The organism is Nostoc sp. UHCC 0252 (assembly GCF_034931145.1).
Classification (GTDB): Bacteria; Cyanobacteriota; Cyanobacteriia; order Cyanobacteriales; family Nostocaceae; genus Nostoc.
This window is the reverse complement of record NZ_JAYGHE010000042.1, coordinates 51809-69787: the sequence shown is the minus strand read 5'-3', so window position 1 is coordinate 69787 and position 17979 is coordinate 51809. Positions and strand designations below refer to the sequence as shown.

Annotated in this window: 17 protein-coding genes; 5 read left to right on the top strand and 12 right to left on the bottom strand. The window is 37.6% G+C overall.

Translation table 11 applies throughout. The features are described from left to right. From VB732_RS21815 to VB732_RS21795, 5 genes are all read left to right on the top strand, one after another. A partial coding sequence (locus VB732_RS21815) for a dihydroxy-acid dehydratase (protein ID WP_323232990.1) occupies positions 1–382 on the top strand: 382 nt, incomplete at its 5' end. Between the two features lie 720 nt (positions 383–1102). Then, positions 1103–1321, top strand: coding sequence for a hypothetical protein (locus tag VB732_RS21810; protein WP_323232989.1), 219 nt, complete (start codon positions 1103–1105; stop codon positions 1319–1321). Between the two features lie 223 nt (positions 1322–1544). Further along, entirely contained in the window at positions 1545–2957 is a 1413-nt protein-coding gene (locus VB732_RS21805; protein ID WP_323232988.1) for a tyrosine-type recombinase/integrase, read from the top strand. Between the two features lie 204 nt (positions 2958–3161). After that, positions 3162–3590 carry a hypothetical protein gene (locus VB732_RS21800; RefSeq protein ID WP_323232987.1) on the top strand — a complete coding sequence of 143 codons (429 nt, stop codon included), beginning with the start codon at positions 3162–3164 and terminating at the stop codon, positions 3588–3590. Between the two features lie 90 nt (positions 3591–3680). Continuing rightward, positions 3681–4436 (top strand): hypothetical protein, encoded by a 756-nt coding sequence (locus VB732_RS21795; RefSeq protein ID WP_323232986.1) that lies wholly within the window; start codon positions 3681–3683, stop codon positions 4434–4436. A 76-nt stretch (positions 4437–4512) separates the two neighbouring features. On the opposite strand, the gene VB732_RS21790 is transcribed toward VB732_RS21795, so the two are convergent. The 12 genes from VB732_RS21790 to VB732_RS21735 form a co-directional block, all read right to left on the bottom strand. Further along, complete coding sequence (locus VB732_RS21790; protein ID WP_323232985.1) at positions 4513–4890, bottom strand: hypothetical protein; 378 nt, start codon at positions 4888–4890, stop codon at positions 4513–4515. A 64-nt stretch (positions 4891–4954) separates the two neighbouring features. Beyond that, positions 4955–5338, bottom strand: a complete 384-nt coding sequence (locus tag VB732_RS21785) for a hypothetical protein (RefSeq protein ID WP_323232984.1) — start codon at positions 5336–5338, stop codon at positions 4955–4957. Positions 5339–5600: 262 nt separating this feature from the next. After that, on the bottom strand, positions 5601–6848 hold the full coding sequence (locus VB732_RS21780; protein WP_323232983.1) for a tail fiber protein: 1248 nt from the start codon (positions 6846–6848) through the stop codon (positions 5601–5603). Between the two features lie 41 nt (positions 6849–6889). Next, positions 6890–8329, bottom strand: a complete 1440-nt coding sequence (locus VB732_RS21775; RefSeq protein ID WP_323232982.1) for a hypothetical protein — start codon at positions 8327–8329, stop codon at positions 6890–6892. 26 nt (positions 8330–8355) lie between these two features. Next, entirely contained in the window at positions 8356–8910 is a 555-nt protein-coding gene (locus tag VB732_RS21770; RefSeq protein ID WP_323232981.1) for a phage tail protein, read from the bottom strand. Further along, entirely contained in the window at positions 8910–10094 is a 1185-nt protein-coding gene (locus VB732_RS21765) for a baseplate J/gp47 family protein (protein WP_323232980.1), read from the bottom strand. Before VB732_RS21765 ends, VB732_RS21770 begins: the two co-directional genes overlap by 1 nt. 3 nt (positions 10095–10097) lie before the next feature. Then, positions 10098–10442 (bottom strand): hypothetical protein, encoded by a 345-nt coding sequence (locus tag VB732_RS21760; protein ID WP_323232979.1) that lies wholly within the window; start codon positions 10440–10442, stop codon positions 10098–10100. Between the two features lie 18 nt (positions 10443–10460). After that, the gene (locus VB732_RS21755; protein WP_323232978.1) at positions 10461–11219 is read right to left on the bottom strand and encodes a phage baseplate assembly protein V; all 759 of its coding nucleotides are present in this window, start codon (positions 11217–11219) and stop codon (positions 10461–10463) included. Continuing rightward, the gene (locus VB732_RS21750) at positions 11219–14467 is read right to left on the bottom strand and encodes a glycoside hydrolase family protein (protein ID WP_323232977.1); all 3249 of its coding nucleotides are present in this window, start codon (positions 14465–14467) and stop codon (positions 11219–11221) included. Before VB732_RS21750 ends, VB732_RS21755 begins: the two co-directional genes overlap by 1 nt. A gap of 3 nt (positions 14468–14470) precedes the next feature. Continuing rightward, the gene (locus VB732_RS21745) at positions 14471–14956 is read right to left on the bottom strand and encodes a LysM peptidoglycan-binding domain-containing protein (RefSeq protein ID WP_323232975.1); all 486 of its coding nucleotides are present in this window, start codon (positions 14954–14956) and stop codon (positions 14471–14473) included. A gap of 1 nt (position 14957) precedes the next feature. After that, positions 14958–15740, bottom strand: coding sequence for a hypothetical protein (locus VB732_RS21740; protein ID WP_323232974.1), 783 nt, complete (start codon positions 15738–15740; stop codon positions 14958–14960). A 50-nt stretch (positions 15741–15790) separates the two neighbouring features. Next, positions 15791–17872 (bottom strand): hypothetical protein, encoded by a 2082-nt coding sequence (locus VB732_RS21735; protein WP_323232973.1) that lies wholly within the window; start codon positions 17870–17872, stop codon positions 15791–15793. Between the last annotated feature and the right edge of the window lie 107 nt (positions 17873–17979).

Below are 17979 nucleotides of genomic sequence, written 5' to 3'. Positions count from 1 at the left end.
TTACGAAGGGCCCAAGGGTGGCCCTGGAATGCGGGAAATGTTGGCTCCCACTTCGGCGATTATCGGGGCTGGTTTGGGTGATGCAGTGGGATTAATTACCGACGGACGCTTTTCTGGTGGTACTTACGGCATGGTGGTTGGTCATGTGGCTCCAGAAGCAGCAGTTGGTGGTGCGATCGCTCTTGTGGAAGAAGGTGATAGTATTACCATTGATGCACCTGCTCGTTTGTTGCAGTTGAATATATCTGAATCAGAATTAGCCCGCCGCCGTGCTAATTGGCAACCTCCCACCCCCCGTTATACTAAAGGTGTGTTGGCCAAATATGCAAAACTGGTATCTTCTAGCAGTCTTGGTGCTGTCACAGATTTGGATTTGTTTTAAATGATCATCGCGTAAGGTTGTAAGGTTGTCCCTAGCCGCGACTCTGCGGCTACTCCATTGGAGAACTCGTAGGGAGCATCCCACTTTTTCGTATGTCATTGCGAGTGCAACGAAGTGAAGCGAAGCAATCGCAAGGCTTTTGGAATTGCTTCTCTTCGTACCCTGCGGGAACGCCAAGGGCGGTACGCAATGACAATTATTTAACCGGACATGATGTCAAATAATCTTTGCGACACATCAATTATTCGTAAGGGCACAACAATCTTGTGCCCCCACCCATCTGTCGCATTCTTTTTTCAAATTGGTATTAGACGCATCTTCATATAGAATTGATATTACTTAAACATGCCAGAATTTACGCAAAAGCAAGCGCCACAACTTCAAGAGATTTTCATGAAAAACCCTTTTTAGCACCCGAAGATTGAAACTTTTAAGAAGTCATCACTTACACTTTGACATCAGACTACATAGCTTCAATAATGTTCTTACGTAAAAATCCGTAATTGTATAGAACTTCTATTTAATCTTTGCTAATGTGCTGAGAGCAAACACTTAATGCGGCTAGCTCTGAGTCAAATTGGCTTGGGAAAACAGATGGATTGCTATATAAATCGGCATTCATAGGGTTGCATTATGCTTTTCTCAAATTCAACAACTAGTTCAAAAAATAGCCAAAAAAACAATAAAATAGGCGCACTTTTTTGGACTCATACTAATATTGTGCTGCTAACTGCATATTTAATTGCTCTCCCGATTTTTACATTGATAACTTTATCCTTATTATTGCCCTTATTCACTGCTGGCTTCTTTGCTTTTGCTGGAACTTCGCACCACTCTACATCGATTCCTTGGATAGATAATGCATCTGAATGTGAACATACTGGAAGAAACTGGCGCGATCGCAAATGTTGGGATCATGAACACAATCCCATGTTCTGAATAAAATCGCACAAAGAGGTATGCAAACCAATTGCCTAATTTGACAAAACAGGCTCATAGTCTGGGAATTAGATCAAAATGGATATGTAGCCTGTTGTTTGTCCAACCTTGAATCAACCTAACTTTGTGCGAAATCTGCAAGAAACCCACTTAAGCCCTATAATGCCTATATTCCGTTCACTTCAGAACTGATATTAGCTCTTTTGAGCATCTTTTGAGCATCATGGTAAATAACCTTAAATCAGTTAAAGGTAGGGCTAAGAAGGGGCAAGTAACAGTTAGGGTTGATTCAGGGATAGTAAAAGCTTGCTTCCCTAGAAACTACTGCAACAAAAACCAAATCAAACTAGCCACAGGTATTCTCCTAGAAAATGGGTGGGAATCTATAGCTGAGAAGCTACAGCAGAGGTTACAAATAGAACTTGAGGAGGGTGAGTTTGATGATGGACAAGGTAACTTCAACTTAGGATACTACCAGGAGATTTTAAAGAAATATGGGTTAAGGTCAAATCTGAAGTTAGCAAGTAGCACTGTAACTTCAGATGACCAATTACCCCCTAAACCTGAGCTATCACTAATGGAAATTTGGTATAGCTATTGTGAGGTTATAAAGCCAACGTTGAAGGAAACAACTTACTCCAAAGCTTTTAGGGAAACCTTTACTAATTTTATTAAGTCAGCCTTAGAGTCTACAAAGTCTGAGGATGCAGTAAAAATTAGAAACTGGTTGGTTGAGAATAGAAACTTACCTGCTGTTAAAAAATTAATCAGCCATCTATCAAAAGCTTATAGGCTTGCTATAAAAAGTAAGCTGATAAATTATGACCCCTTTGATGGTATGGCAGATGAGATAAAACAGTTAGGGGCTAAAGGTAAAAAGCAAGATGAAGTTGAAACAGAGAGTGATGACGATGTTTTAGACAGGTCAAAAGCCTATAGCTGGGATGAGGTATCAATCATCCTAGAGAGTGTCAAACATACAATGCACTGGTATAACTTCATTAAGTTTAAGTTCCTTACTGGGGTGCGTACAGGGGAAGCTATTGCTTTTATGTGGGGCGATGTAAGGTGGGACAATGAGGAGATTTTAATTAGGCGCACTTACGACAGAAGAACTAAAGGCTTCTACCCCACAAAAACAGCAAAGGGAAATCAAAGTGTAATTAGGCGTTTTCCTCTACCTAAAGATGGAGAACTATGGAACCTTTTAAAGTCAATTCCTCAAGGTAAGCCTAATGAAGTAGTTTTTAAATCAAAGACAGGCAAGATAATATTAGGTACAACTTTCTATACAGTCTGGGCTGGGACGTATGGTAATAAAGGGATTATTCCTCAACTGATGAAGCAAGGCAAGCTTACCAAATACCTCAAGCCCTACAATACCAGACATACATTCATTACCCACCAGATATTTGATTTAGGGCGGGATGAGAAAATAGTCAGTGCTTGGTGCGGTCATGGTGAGATGGTAAGTCAAAAACACTATCAGGACATAAATGATAGAGCTATGCAAATCAATCCTGAGTTACCAGCCAGTACTCAGCTAGTACAGCAGTCAGAGATAGACATGCTGAAGGAGCAGTTAAAGCAGCAGCAAGAATTAATCAACAAGCTCCTTCAGGATAGGAGCAACTGAGTAAATATTGACACTAATGCTTTTACTGAATAAGCTTGATACAGTCTGTAAGTAATAGACAGCTATTGTGATTAAGCTCACGCCCCTGTCAATAAAACTGGCGTGTTGAGGTATCTTAGGAAACCTCAGCAATAGGTTTGCTTGGGTAGATTACTAAAATCAAGCTTTTCTCCCTAATTGTTCTGCACTGAATAGGTAAGTTTTATGACAGTAGCTCCAGAAATTACTTCTATAAGAAATTGCAGTGATTTCTTAATAATGGTTGATATACACATATCAGCTAAAATTACAGTGGCAAAAGGACATGCGGCTCAATTTAGTTCACAGAGTAATTTATCTGCTCATATCAAAGATAGCCTTGAAAATTATATGATTCCTTGTCTTTTATGGGTAAGGGGAGTGATTGAGCAGACAGCAGAAATATTGAGGGATGGACAACTAAAAGGAGAAAGTTATGACGCTAGACATGCTTACGCTTTAGTTGCTTCTTTTCTAGAGACAAAAAATATGGATCTAGAAAAGATTAAAGAAGGGATTACAGAACCGGCGGTAATAGCGGGTATGGGGTTAATCCAAGGAATTTATATAGACATAATAGAAGAAATGAAACCTATGACAAACAAACAATTATAAAGTACCTATTTAGTGCCCTCATTTAGCGGTAATTAATAATTTAATTTGCTATAGTTATTAGTATAAATTAAATTATTAATTATCAATTTTATGTCTAATCTAATTAAGGAAACCCAAGATAATATTGAATTCTATACTGATAAATCCACAGGTGAAAGTGGTATGAGTGTTAGCGGATTAGCCAGGGTGTGTGGAGTTAATAAAAGTAGCATATCTAGGTTAATTGACTCACTGTTGCATTCAGCCCCTTCAGAATGCTTACAAGCCTTTGTAGGTAAGGATTTAACCCTGTTGCGTAGCTCATCCCCCAAGGTTATTAAAGATTTAGTTTGCGCTGCTGTAATAGCCCACTACGCTATGCAGGGGAATTCAGAAGCTATCAAATACTTGGTTGCCACCTCAGCTATAGGAATTCGGGTTTACATTCAGGGAATCACCGGATATACATCTGCTGATAAGAAGCACCAACAGTTGAGAGCATCGACCATAATTACCAGAAGGACTCTAACAGAGGCTATGGCTGATTATATAACTAGACACAACCTAAGCAAGACTTCTAAGGGTCAGTGGCTTTACAAGAACGCCACAGATAAACTCTACAAACTACTATTCAATCACAATGCTAAGAAGCTGAAAGAAATCTTGGGTGCAGCTAACCCTAGAGATTTCCTATCTCTCACTGATTTAAGGGATTTAGAGTGCTGTGAGAATCTAGCGACAAGACTTATAGATGGTAGAGATTGCGAACCTATAAAAGCTGTAGAAGCCGCCTTCAATCTTCAACTACTACAAGTTAGGGAAATAGAAACTAATTATCTCTCTACCACCTCACTAGAAGCTGCCTAGAAAATTAAATAATTTAAATAGGGAAGGTCATCCCCAAACCTTCTCTTTTTATTTCCCTTCAAGCAATAAAATCAACTTATGCTTTGTCAACTTTGTATAAGATTTCTTTAGTGATTTCTCTTACTTCTCTGACTTCCTCAACAATTTTAGTATGGTCTTCCACATACTTGTTATGGTGAGTCTTTGAGTCAATAGACATATTCTGTACGCTATTAGCAAGTGACCTAAATGATTGGGAATCTGATTCTAGCTTTTCCATCCATTTTGTAATAAGGGCATTTAAACCTAACCATCGGGCTAGCACTACTAAACTTAAAAGAGTAAGAATAATTCCTAAGCCAACCCCACTTGCGTTGGTTAATATTTGGTCAACTATTTTAGATTCAGTATCAGGAGAAACACTAATGTAATTAACCTGTTTAGGAATTTGAGGTTTATCTGTTTGTGCGGTCATTTTATTATGATAATTTTATAAATTTACAAAAAAAGAAAGCCCCCAATTAAGGAGGCTAGGGGTCTTACACCCATATATCATCATTTCTAACTAATGCTATTAAGGCATCAATTTCTTCTGGTGTAGTGGGTTGGTTATCAATTACATATTGCTCTTGATTAGTAGAGAAGCTACCTAAACTTGGATCATACTCAGGGTACATAAGATAGTAGTCTTGTAGCTCCATTTCTAGAGCATCAGCATTAGCTTGGGCTTCTTTTTCTAAAGAATATTCAAAGTAAATTCTTAAAGCTAAATCAATCCAATTTTGGCTAGGAGGGGTAGCTCTCATAGTAGCAGTACCAATCTCAGAGCAGTCAATAGTGTAAGCTCTGTGATTGTCAAACTCATCTACCATTTGACACACATTACCATTAGCTTCAGTAGGCATTCTATAGTAAATTGGCATATATTTAAGCAGCAGTTTTAAAGAACATAATTGGTTGAACTCCTGCAATTTCAGTTAATGTGTCTAAAGGTGCAGTAGTAGGTAAAGTAGCATCAGCGTAAGTTAAAGGGTTTCTATACCTATAAGCAGTAACGGAAGCAAGAACTCCAAAGTCGTTACCCCATTTAACCCAATAAATGTAGATTTAATAATTCTTTGAGTTGGCATATTTATAAAATAAATAAAAAGTTTGCTTTATTAACTTAAAGCAAACTTTAATTTTTTAAAATTTAATAATCTTATTTTTTGCTAGCCAAGGTTGCATATTCTCATGTGAGCCATTACCACCTTGAGCATTAATACTAATACCTGAAGCGGCAGCATTCAAGCTAACATTAGTTTTATTACCATTAATACCAATATTAGTACCTGAGCCGTAAATAGCAACACCTGTACCTGAAGTATAAATACCAATATTAGTAGTATTACCTGTGATTAAGGCAACGCCATTTAGGTTTGTATTTATATGAGCTTTACCGCCAGTATCTTCCCCTGTTATAGCCACATTTGCTTTACTTAGAAATCCATCTGTTTGGTCTCTTTGTTGGCTGCCACCATCTGTTGTATTGGCATAGATACCATGAGCATGTCCTGGGTCAGCTACACCATGAGAATGACCAGGGTCATATACACCATGAGCATGACCAGGGTCACTTACGCCATGCGAGTGGGCAGCTTCATTAATTGAATGGTTATGCCCAGAGTCGTTAACGCCATGTGTGTGAGAAGGGATTTGAGCTACATTTAAAGCAACATTCTCTACTCCTCCTGTTTGTCCAAGTACTCTATTAGTTAGCCCTGAACCTGCACCTGCACCAATAGTCGTCCTACCTCTACTATCTGGTACTTTGAAATTAACTCCAGATTGTCCATGAGTGTAACCAATTGCTGCAAATAAATCAGGGTATGCGGAAGGGGCATAGAAGCTACCATCTTCCCATAACCAACCTGAAGGTAATGCTGTCCCAGAAAACTCCATTGATGCCCCAGGAGGAATTAACTGAGTAACAGGTATATCAGCCGGGGCTACTCTATCAATTACTTTGTCTCTGAGGTCAGTTATGCTACCAGAAAGAGTTCCACTAGCAGTAGTTAATTTAGCTAATGGGAAGCTTATATTAGGTAAACTAGATGCAGATTGAACAGTACCATCACTACCAACATATATGTAGCGGGTAACATTATTAGCTACACTAATACTACCAGGATTGATACTAGCTAAAGTACCATCTGCTAATAAAACTACCCCACCTAAATAATTAAATGTTAACCCTGATGTGTGACTAACCTTTAGTCTGTTGTAGAAGCTATAGAAATTTGATTTAATTTGACCTGGGGTATCGTCTAAATAAGAGTCTAAAACCTTGGGGCCATGTCCAATAAAGTCATCACCATCCACTATCGGATTGGAGATAGCATTGGCATGTTCAGCAGTAAAGATATCTCCATTTTGAAATACAATTCTAACCATTATAATTTAATTTAATTTAATTTAGTAATATCTAATGCGGCTTATGTTCTAATTCTAACTAAATGTAATCTTGCGTTTGGTTGTAAAGTTATTGTTGAACTAGTATGAATCACATAAACCCTAGCGTCTAAAATTGAACCATTGGCTACCGCTATTAAAGATGATAAACTTCCAGCTAATGTGGTGGTAGCAATATTGTTTGCTGTTACCCTATAACCTCTTATATACTCACTGTTGTCTACAAATAGTGAAACTATAAGTGTTGCATCAGAAGCAGAACCACTACTAAAAATTACCTCAGCGTTTACAGATACTTGATACCAACCTCCGGTTGCAGATGTGAAATAAAATGCTGAACTGGGTAGGTCAAAAATACTGGAAGTATCCTCTGTTTTAGAGTTGAAAGCTATTTTATTGAAAGTTGACGAAGTTAAAGTCTGATTAGATGTTCTCGTACAACGTGCTACATAAGCCTGATTATTTAAAGCAGGATAAGAAACATAGTTTGTGGTTAGGTTTGAATTAACTACACCTATAGCTGAGTCCACATAATTAGTATTAGCAGCTTTTGTGGAGTTATCTCCGGCAGTTTGCGAGGGTACAACTACAGATCCAGTAAAAGTTGGTGAGGCTAAAGGGGCTTTTAAAGCTAAAGCAGCATTTGTAGTAGTAGTATTATTGGCTAACCCTGCTGCAACAAAGTTAGTATTAGCAGCCTTTGTAGAAGCGTCTCCTAATGTTTGGTTAGGTACTATTACATCCCCACTAAAAATAGGGGAAATTAAGTTTGCTTTTGTAGAAATAGTACCCTTAACGGTTTGTATTTCTTCCCAAACAGCATCTTGAGAAGCAGCTTTACCTGAACCATCCCAAGTAACACCATAAGGTGTATCATCAGCTAAAATTAGAGAACCATCAGGCTCTATAGGTAAATTCATCCAACTAACAGTAACAGTTGGGGTTACACCTGTAATTGGGTTTAAATCTTTTGAGATGTAAGTTCTGTTCAGGTAAGTTACTAAATCTCTGAACTTGTATGTGGTAGAAGGATTATATTCCCCTTGAGGAAAAGGCCCCCCAATGTTTTGGGCAAGTGCGGGGGTAGTTGAAATAATTCTAGCAACTCTCAAAGCACCTGTATCTAGTACATCATTTACTAGACCTGTAGGTACTAATGATGCAAATTGAACTGGGCTAATATTAGGAACCAAAGCATCAAATTTAATTAATGCTGGTTCAATAATTTCACCAACACCATCAGTTTTAAAGAATTGAAAGTTATAAGTAATCCTTGAAGTTTCAGATTGTGGTAGGGTTATATCAAGGGCACCCGATGTTATAGTAAAAGTATATGATTGAGGTAAATAGACTGTATCTGGAGTGGTAGAATCGTCAATTAAGGTACCAGCTAATACAACAATAAGTTTACCTGTAATACTATTTCCAGCAGAATCTTTTAGTGTTCCTACTATTTGAGTCATTTATTTAAATTGAATTAATAAAGTTTTTAAGAAAAATAACTATCATCAAATATAATTTCAGTACTGCACCAGCAAGGGCCATAGAGGGTATTTAACTTTTCAGTTAATTTTTGCTGTGACTTATTTTTATATATAGTTGGTAGGTAAATAATATATTCCCAAGCACTAGTACCTAGAAAATCACCAGTAACAGAAGTACCTAATATGAAGTCTCCCCTGCTAGTTATTAAATGTTGAATACTAAAGCAGTTTAGTACCAGGCTTAATACTTCTCTAGTACCTTTACCTGGCCATATATTAATGTATGAATTAGATATTAATAATCTCTTGGCTGAAGTTGGCCAGGCTCTATCCCAATACACTTCTGTAAAGCCACATAGAGGGGCAAGAACATCTAACCAAACTTCATCACACTCTAAAGGATTAAGTTGTCTAGGAAGGTCATCAATTTTGGCTTTAGTATCAACTAGTAGAGAATCAAAGTAAGCGGTCAACCATTCTGCTATATCATTTTCTTTGTAGCATTCAGGTAATCTTTCCCAAATTGGTTTGCCTGAATTCCAAGCTTCATAAGTTTGCATTAAACAAAGCCCCCAGAGGATTCAGGTGGTTCCCCTATCCCTCTAAGCCCTTCAAATACAACTCCATTTTCATTTACTAATTGTATAAATAGAGAATAGGGGGTAGGAAGGGTGTAATCATTTGGCATAGGTATATTTGAAGGGGAACCGTTTAATGTAAGATTCCCAGCCTCTTTTATTGCTCCTGTATTTCGTAAAGCAAAACCTACTTCATAGAAAATTAAATCTTGACCCAGAGGGTAACTATTAGGACTTAGATATTCTTGAAAAGCTTCCCATAAGTTGTCAAAAGCTTCTTCAGGATCTACACCTGGGTTTAATTTAGCTGTGAATTCTGCACTAACAGGAACTAATTCTATAGGACTGGTATATAAGCTAGTACCTAACTGTAATTTATCAGATAGTTCAGATTTAACATAAGAAAGTTGAGCGTCATTAGCTGGCTCACCACTTGCATTTAGGAGAAATAAATGAACAGCCCCAAGTTCTCTGGTAACTTTATTTCTACCAAGTAGCCCTATAGCTTTAGCAAGGGAACCACTACCCAGTAAAGCCTCAGCAGCTTGTTCATAATCATTAGCTGAGACTAAATTTCTAAGCCTCATTTGATTAAGTGCCCTGGTAATAGCAGAAGCTTGAGCTTCTTCATCTGAGCCGCCGGATGCTGGTTCTATATTAGTTACCCCGGCAAGGTAAGTTAAAGGTTGGGTTATTCCAGTAATAGAGTATGCTGAGATGTTGTACTCAGAACCTTCTTTTTCAGCAGTGGCAGTTACACTTCCAGAAGTCAATCCCGCAGGAATTACTAAGGGGGCATCAGTATAGAAGGAAAGTCTACCATCACTATCGACTACTTCAAACCCTTCAGGAATTGTGAATATAATACTCTGAGGAGAAGTGATGGTAAAAGTTAATGTAGTTTTAGCTTTGGTCCCAGAACTGCGGGTGACTCCAGTAACCTTAAGGAAGTCAATTACTAGAGCTAAGGGTAACTGGTTTACATAGTAAAGTAATTCAGCCCCAGCAAAGGCTTGACCTTGTATTAGTGCTGCTACTGGGGAATTCTCAGTAAAATCATTTAACAGACCACCAGAGGCGTTGTAGACCTTTAATTTAGCTTGCTCTACTAAGTCTGTTTCATTTCTTGGGTCAAGCAGAATTGAGTCTAGAATAATGTCAGCCATATATTAAATAGTAATTTTTATAGGGTTTTGTTCAATTTCTCCATATGACCAGTAGACTAGAATCACAGCTTCACCTTGGTCATTAATTGTTCCATCAACTTCAAATTCAGCGTCAGGAATGTATTTCTCTAACCCAGTTTTAAATTCAGATGTTATGAGAGAAATATTAGAAATACTAGTGAATAGAGAGTCTGATCTTCCATAATTAGGAACCATTATTCTTTCTCTAGTTTCAGTTTGCAGCCAACTGAGTATATGTCCTTTGATTAAATCAGCTTCACTAGTTACAATAAGATTTCCTCTCACTGGGTCAATAGCAAGAGGAAAATTAATACCTTGAGTTGTCATAAATTTTAATTAATTAAATCACCAACCAGGGTTTGTAATTGTATCCCCATCAGTATCAACCCCACCCGTAACTACAATTTTCTTACCGTTGATTGTAAAGTTACCTACATTTGTGAAGTTCAAATTACCTCCACCCATGTTAATTGTCCAATTACCAGACATCTTAGATAAACCGTTAGCCCCCAGTTCAATGTAATTAGAGGGGCCAGCTTGTAAGCGAAGATAAGAGGCTGCTTGAAGCACTAAGGCATTCAAACAGTTCATCATGATGTCTCTTTCACTTGTTACATTAAAGCCCTTGCTAGAGTCAAAATTGACGCTATCTGGGGTGGTAGTATTAATATCCCCACCAGCTTCAATATTCATACTACTTTCAACTTTAAGGGAATCATCTCCACCAACTTCTACTGTTCTATTACCAGGAATAGTAGAGTAATAATCATTAGCTATATCCTGCTTATCTTTAGGAGGGTTAGTATCATTAATGATAGGAAGATAATATCCATTACTTTCCAATCCATCCACAAAGAATACTATTACTGTTGAACCAATAGGGGGTAAGTTAGCATCTACCCCAGGAGCTATATCAAGTCTCCTAATCCAATCACTTTCTAAGTTAGGGGAAGAAGGGAAGGCTACCTTAATCCTACGTTTGTTTTGGTCGTCTTTATTTTGAGTGACCACAGCCAAACTGGGATAGGGCATTCTCCCAACATTATCTAAGGCAATTTGATTTGCTAACCTGCTTTGATTTAATATTTCAAATATAGGATTCATTATCTTAATCTATAATAACTGGTCTTTACTTTATAAAAGTTTTCATAAGAGCTAGCCGGGGACTCCCAAAGAAATCTTCTCTTAGAGGATGAATTTGAGATTATTTTATCTCCTAAAACTATACCTATATGTTGACCCCCTGGCCTATTCCATATAGCAATATCCCCTGGAGCAGCTTCATTAGAATTAATCTTTATCCCTTTGCCAGATTCAAGATTAGATTGAGCTACAGCTACTGCATCTGAGTTACCCCAAGGGTTAGGAATATTAGCCTTTTCAAGTACTCTATTAACTGCCCAAACACACGCTATATTACCCTTACCGGGGCCAGCAGTGGTATCAAATCCCCTACAAGCAATAGCAGCATTATAAAGAGCCTGATTTTTAGAGGTAGGTAAGGTTGAATTTATTGACGCATTAGATGTAGGCTTAGTCTCCTTCGATATAGTATTTCCAAAAGTAGGACTAATCCCCCAGTAACATCTAATAGTGGTAATATTGTTATCTTTAATCCATTTTCTAGCTGTACTAAATTCAGCTAAAGTATGTGGGGTTATGCAGCCTGCACTACCTGGGGATGTGCGCCTATTAGCATCTAGGTGTAAACCAATAGCACTCCTAGTTGTACTAAAAGTGGGATTCATAGGGATAAAAATTGCCCCAACTCCCGCAGATACCCCAGGTACCTCAGAACCTAAGTTATATAAACCTTCCTCACAAGGATCACCAGAACCAGCAGTAGTCTGACCTGGCCCAGCAAAGGTTTGATTACCCCCACTACCACTTGAGGCATTAACTGAACCCTTAACATTACCTTGTGAATCTACAAGTAGAAGATTAAGAAGTTCTAATCCAAAGCTATCTTTTTTGCCAGTTCTAACCACTAATAAGTAAAAGCTTCCAGTTGCCTGAGCTTTAGTGATATTTTCACTAGTAGTACCCACAACTGGGTTAGTAATAGATGTAGAAGATGCAGGGATATCAGTAGTGGGGGCCTTACTTTTCAAAGGAGAATAACAGGTAGCTTTGCTAAGAAAACTCCCACCAGAGTAAGTATGTGTGATACTATCAACCACCCACAATCTATCAAGCTTGTCACTAATACCTTTTGTTAGAAACAGAGTATCAGGGTCAAGCGTTAAAACTTCAGGAGTAGTAGGGAATTCAGCTTGGGCTAGAATACCTTTAATTCTGCTTTCATCGCTTGCCCGTTGACTATCAGCAGTATCAGTGGTACCTGTAGTTGTAGGAGCAGGGGTAGGACTTATAGCCCCTGTGGTAGAAGGTAAATTATCTCCTCCAGTACCAACAACATTCTCTTTTTTCTTTTGAGTCATCACCCCTGTATCAGGGTTAATCTCAAACTTCCTTTCCCCTACTGAAGTAGTCTCCCCAGGTTTAGATGACCTTGCGCCTCCTGAACTAGAAGTTTGGGCTTGGTGGGATACAGTAAAAGTACCTCCCAAGTTTGTACCATACTCACATACAAAAACATTCTGGTCAGCTTTTAAACCTTTACGTGGGCCTATATATAAAGTAGGGCCAACACAGTGAACTCTGTAACCAATTCTCCTAGCCTCAATTAACAGTGCCTCATAATCTGTGATTCCCCTTTGAGGAAACCTAGAGTATAAGGGGCCATCTTCAGGCATCTCAAGCTTCATACCATAATTGGCAGTAATCTTTTGAGCTATCTTTTTGAGGGTTAGATTAGTGTAAACTGTATTCCTAACTATTTGAGTTAAAACAAAAGTAGCAGCAGTTCCAGTAAATTCAAGGGCATCAGGTTCAAATAAGGAAAACTTAATTCCAGTGTGAATGAAAGAATAAGCTGCGATCGCTTTACCTTGGTAACCCATCTCAATTGTAATTTGGGCACCCACCAAAGTCTTAACAGTAGGAGTAGCCGCAGTAGCAGGGGATTGAGAAGCTGCTACAGATGGGGCAACATTAGAATTATTAACTCCACCTTCTTTGTAGAATTTAATTCTACTAAGATAGTAAGTTTTTAAACTAGACATACTCTTTATAGGTTGACCATAAGGTGAACCGGGAAGGGATGCCCAAACAGTATTAACTTTAGTTATAGAAGACTCAAAGTTACCCTGCTCTACGTCACTTACAGCCCCCTTTTGTCTAATTAATTCTACTGCTCCTTTATCTTGGGATATTGGGGAGAAATCAGGTAAACCTAAGCTACTTTGTAAACCAGCCCAAGTGGTGTTTAAAAATTGATATCTACCAGAAGCACTAGAGGCATAACCACTTAATTTAATTACTTTGTTTGGGTGTTTAGCATAACTACTAAAAGTACTCCCACCAAAAATCATATTATATTTAGCCCCTTCAGCAAAGGCTATAGTATCTAAAGTGGCCCTCATATTAACAGAAAGACTAGAGTCTACTGTATAGTCTGGAACTGAAGAATTAGCTACTTGAGAAGCTTTAGTTTGATTACTTTGTTGAGTAGTAGTTTGCTGTTTAGTTTGGTTACTGGTTGAGGACGTTGAAGTAGTGGTGGCATTTTCAACAAGCTCAACTTTAATATTATTTAATACCCCAATATTAAAAGCAGCCTGATAACCTTGAGTGTTACTAAGTTCATTAAAAGCCCTAGTAAAAAGGTCAATACCTTTATCAGCTAATCTAGGGTTTGGCCCCCAATCTTGGATATCACAAATAACAGATTTTCCATTATCCAGATTGGTAACTTTTACTTTATCCCCAAACTTAAGGTTAGTAAACATACCCTCAGAACCAAACTGTCTAGCAGCAGCAGGGTTGTTATATCTCATGGCGCAACCTAAGTCTCTATCAGGGTACAACCTGTTACTCATTGACCCCATAGTGTCATTAAACACAGTAGCTTTAGTCTTCTCAAATAACACTTTTCCAGTAATATTAGAGCCTGAATTAGCTTCAGGAATTACTGAGTTGGTTATTGAAGTTGCAGAGGGTGTGGCATTATTATTTGATTCACTGGCTGCTTCAACAGGGTCTAATCCATCAACAGATTCAACATAACTAAAAAACTTATCTGCAAGTCTCTTCTGAGGGTCATAGACAGTGAAGCTACAGTTTGATTGAGCTTTACCTTCTGCGAGGGTTACACTAGCCTTAATGAGCCTTCCATCCCCAATTGTGAATGTTTCTCCTTCAGTGCTTCCTTTACTACCTATAGTTACCTTCAAATATGGTTCTAATAAATCTTGAGATAGGTTGGGATTTTGATTATTAAATTGACTCATATTTTATAAAATCCACTCCAAAAGTCTCCAAGCAGGTTGAGTTTCCGTATAGCCTTCTTTAGAGCTTTTTAACTTATAAATTAATTCATCTTGTGAGCTTGGGGCAACTCCTTTAGCTAACCCAGAAAGGGATAGGTTTACATCTCTAAGGATATTCTCTTGACTGGTACCTAACAACTTTAATATTGTTTTGGCTTCCCTTGATTCAGTAATCTCTGTAATAGTAGTCTGAACTTTATCGTTAATATCTAAGATTTGAGCAGAGGCGGCTAACTTAAATTTACGTTCAGCTACTTCTGGAGTAGGAATAGTTAGAGTTTGACCTACTTCAATTATCTGAAAAATATCTAAATCATTCATAACAGCCAACTCCCGCCAAGCAGTAGAATCCCCTAACACTTCGTTAGCTATATTAGTTAAGGAATCCCCAGCGTTAAAGGTAATAGACTTTGGAATAGTTAAAGGGTTATTTAGAGGTAGTGTACTCATATTATTTCTTTATTAAATTCCCTGTGGATACATCCAGCTTGTCATTCTTATACATCCCAACAGTCCCTAAAGATTTACCCTTACTATCAAACATTGAAACTGTCCCATTCTTAGCTACAGAGAGTTTATATTTATTAGATTTAACCAAAGTAGATAAGTTTTCAGGAAGCTTTTTAACGTTAGCTTTAAGCCACGCTACAGCCTTTATATTTCCTTCTTGGGCTTGTCTATCAGTTAGTAGAACTGGGGTACTTAAAGCGCTTTTTAGACGGCTTCCTGTGGATTCTGATTTCACATTGTCAGGGAGTTGGCTACCAGGTACTTCCAGTAAAGTAATATCTAATCTAGCTGAGGCAACTTCACCATTTAACCATCCTGTTTCAGTAATCTGGATATCAGTAATAACTGCTGGGCCAAAGGAATCTTTACCCCACTTAAAAGTTACAGGGGAAGGAGCATACTTACCTTTAGAGGTATCTGCTACCATTAGGGCTTGAATCTTTTGTAAAAGTAACTTACAAGTTTTACGTTCCCCATAAGTCTCTAGAATTAAGTTACCTAATTGTAAAGTTAACCCAGAGGTGTGATTATATTGCTGTGCCGGGAGAGATGTTAAAGTTGTAATAGCCTGACTATACTTAGCACTTCTACTAAATACTTTTTCTTCTGGGTTATATAAAAAAGTAAAGACTTCTTTATTTAAACTATCTACAAGATAAGCATAAGTATCTGTGGTGCGCTCACCAGGATTTAACCCCTCAAGTACTTTAGGATTGATTGACATATTTTATTACTTAAAAAAATAAACCCTCCCTTTGGTAAAGGAGGGAAAGGTTATATAGTAGCTGTGGCTATAGTATTTTGACTGTAAGCAACCCATTTATCTGCAATATGCTGCATTACTGTATCAGCTATCTCTTGTCCATTAGTAGCCGCAGTATGGATTACTATTGACCCAATACTTAAACTACTACCTCCTCTACCTATAGAAGAAGCCAGTTGAGACTGTTGCTGCCTATTGAGGATAGCTTCTGTTGAGTTGGCTATCACAATACTGGAGCCAGCAGGGGCAGCTTTCTGCTCTCTACTGATAGCTGACATTAGAGAATCAACATTGAGTCCATTAGCATAATTATTATAATTATTAAGCTTTGAAGCAGGGGTAGGGTTATCTATTTCCCTAATTTTTCTTGCTTTTTGTAGGTTGTCTAATGTCGGGTCAGCTTGAATAGCTGCCACCCTTTGGTCTTTACTGGATTGGTCATCTCTTCCAGTTAACTTATAAAGAAAGCCTTCTAAGAAATATTTAACTTCTTCAATAACATTTCCTATAGTTTTACCTAAAAGTTCAAAAGGGGTATTAAAGGTTTTCTTGAATACTTCCACAACAGAAGTCCAATCAATATTAGCTAAAAAGACTCCTAGACCTGTGAACATTCCACCAATAATACTAATCACAGTATCAAAGATTGCTTCTGTATCTAATTTCTCTAGGAACTTTAGTACAGTGTTTAGCACATTAGCTAGTACCACACCTAAGTTACTAAAAATGGTGCCCCAATCTAATTTACCTAATGCTTTAAAGGCATCATTAACTATAGTCCCTAGCCTACTACCCCAATCAGAAGAGATAAGGAATTCACTTACTCCTTGGAATAATCCGTTTAATGAATCACCAATTAACTTAGCAAGATTTCTATAATTAATAGTTTCAATAAATATTACTAATTCATTAAATTTAGAAGTTAGCTGTTGGGTTATATTACTTAGTAATGGGGTTAGGTTTAGTTTTTGAAGCTTTAATATTCCTTCGTTAAATAATCCACCTAACTTTTTACCTAATCCTTCAAAGTTAAATAAATTAGAAACAAAAGACTTAGCTTTTGATTGTAATTCCTCCATTGTATTAGAAGAATTAGTGAAACTCAAAATAGCATTTAAATTCTCAGCCCACTTAGTAACATTATCAATACCCCCTTTGAGGTATTTTAATACCCCATTAGGATCGATGCCTAATTTAGTTAGTATTTGACCTATAGTACTAAATAACCCACTGTCCCCTAATAGAGCTTTTAGAGTATCATTAAATGCATTTAAAACTGATTGGTTGCCTTCAGTCTTGTCATCTAAATCCTTAAGTAAACCAAAGATACCTTGAGAGGGGTTAAATAATTTATCCTTAAGGGATTCCAATAACCCGCTAACTGAATTGGAGGCGGCTTTAATGGTGTCTTCTGTAACAAGTTCAGCTTGAACTGCTTCAAGTATCTGCTTCCTTTCCTTAGTCGTTAACTGTTCTAGTTTCTTACCAGTAGTAGCTAACTTCTTCTCTACTAAACTTAAGAAAGCAGGGTTGGCTTCAGCAAATAATAATTTCTGCAATTCAGATATTGAACTACCACCAAGGAATTTTGCTGTAAATTTAGAAACATCCTTTGAAGCAACATTAGAGGCTGCTGCAAGGAATCCCATACCCCTCGTGATACTTGTAAGACCATCAAGGAAGGCACCCTCATTAAATACCCCATTAGCGTCTATAAAGGCAGGTATAAGGTTATCCTGAATTCCTAGTGCTAGTTTCTTATATTCTTCTGTACTGCCAGGTAGGGAGGAGGCTATCTCATTTATACGTTTATCTAGATTACTGAATACCTTTTCAGCATCTGCGAAGTTACGCCCTGTTAAAGCCGCATAAGTTGAGGCTGCTGTAATATTATTTAACTGAATATCCGCAGCTTCTTTAAACTTGCTTGTTAGGGCTGATACACCTTTAGATAAACCTGCTGATAAGGCATTAGATAAAAGATTTGCTCTAAGTGTAGCCCCCTCTATTAGTCCTGTTAAATTCTTAAATACCCCAGACGCATTATCTTTAGCTGAAAGGGTTATCGTAACATTATTTCCATTAGTAGCCATCTATTCCATAAACTCCTCTGAATATCCCCATGCAGCTAACTTACTATCCTCCATGCTTTGTACTTTCTTAGAGTGCTGTTTATTCTGTAAATCAATATATTGGTATA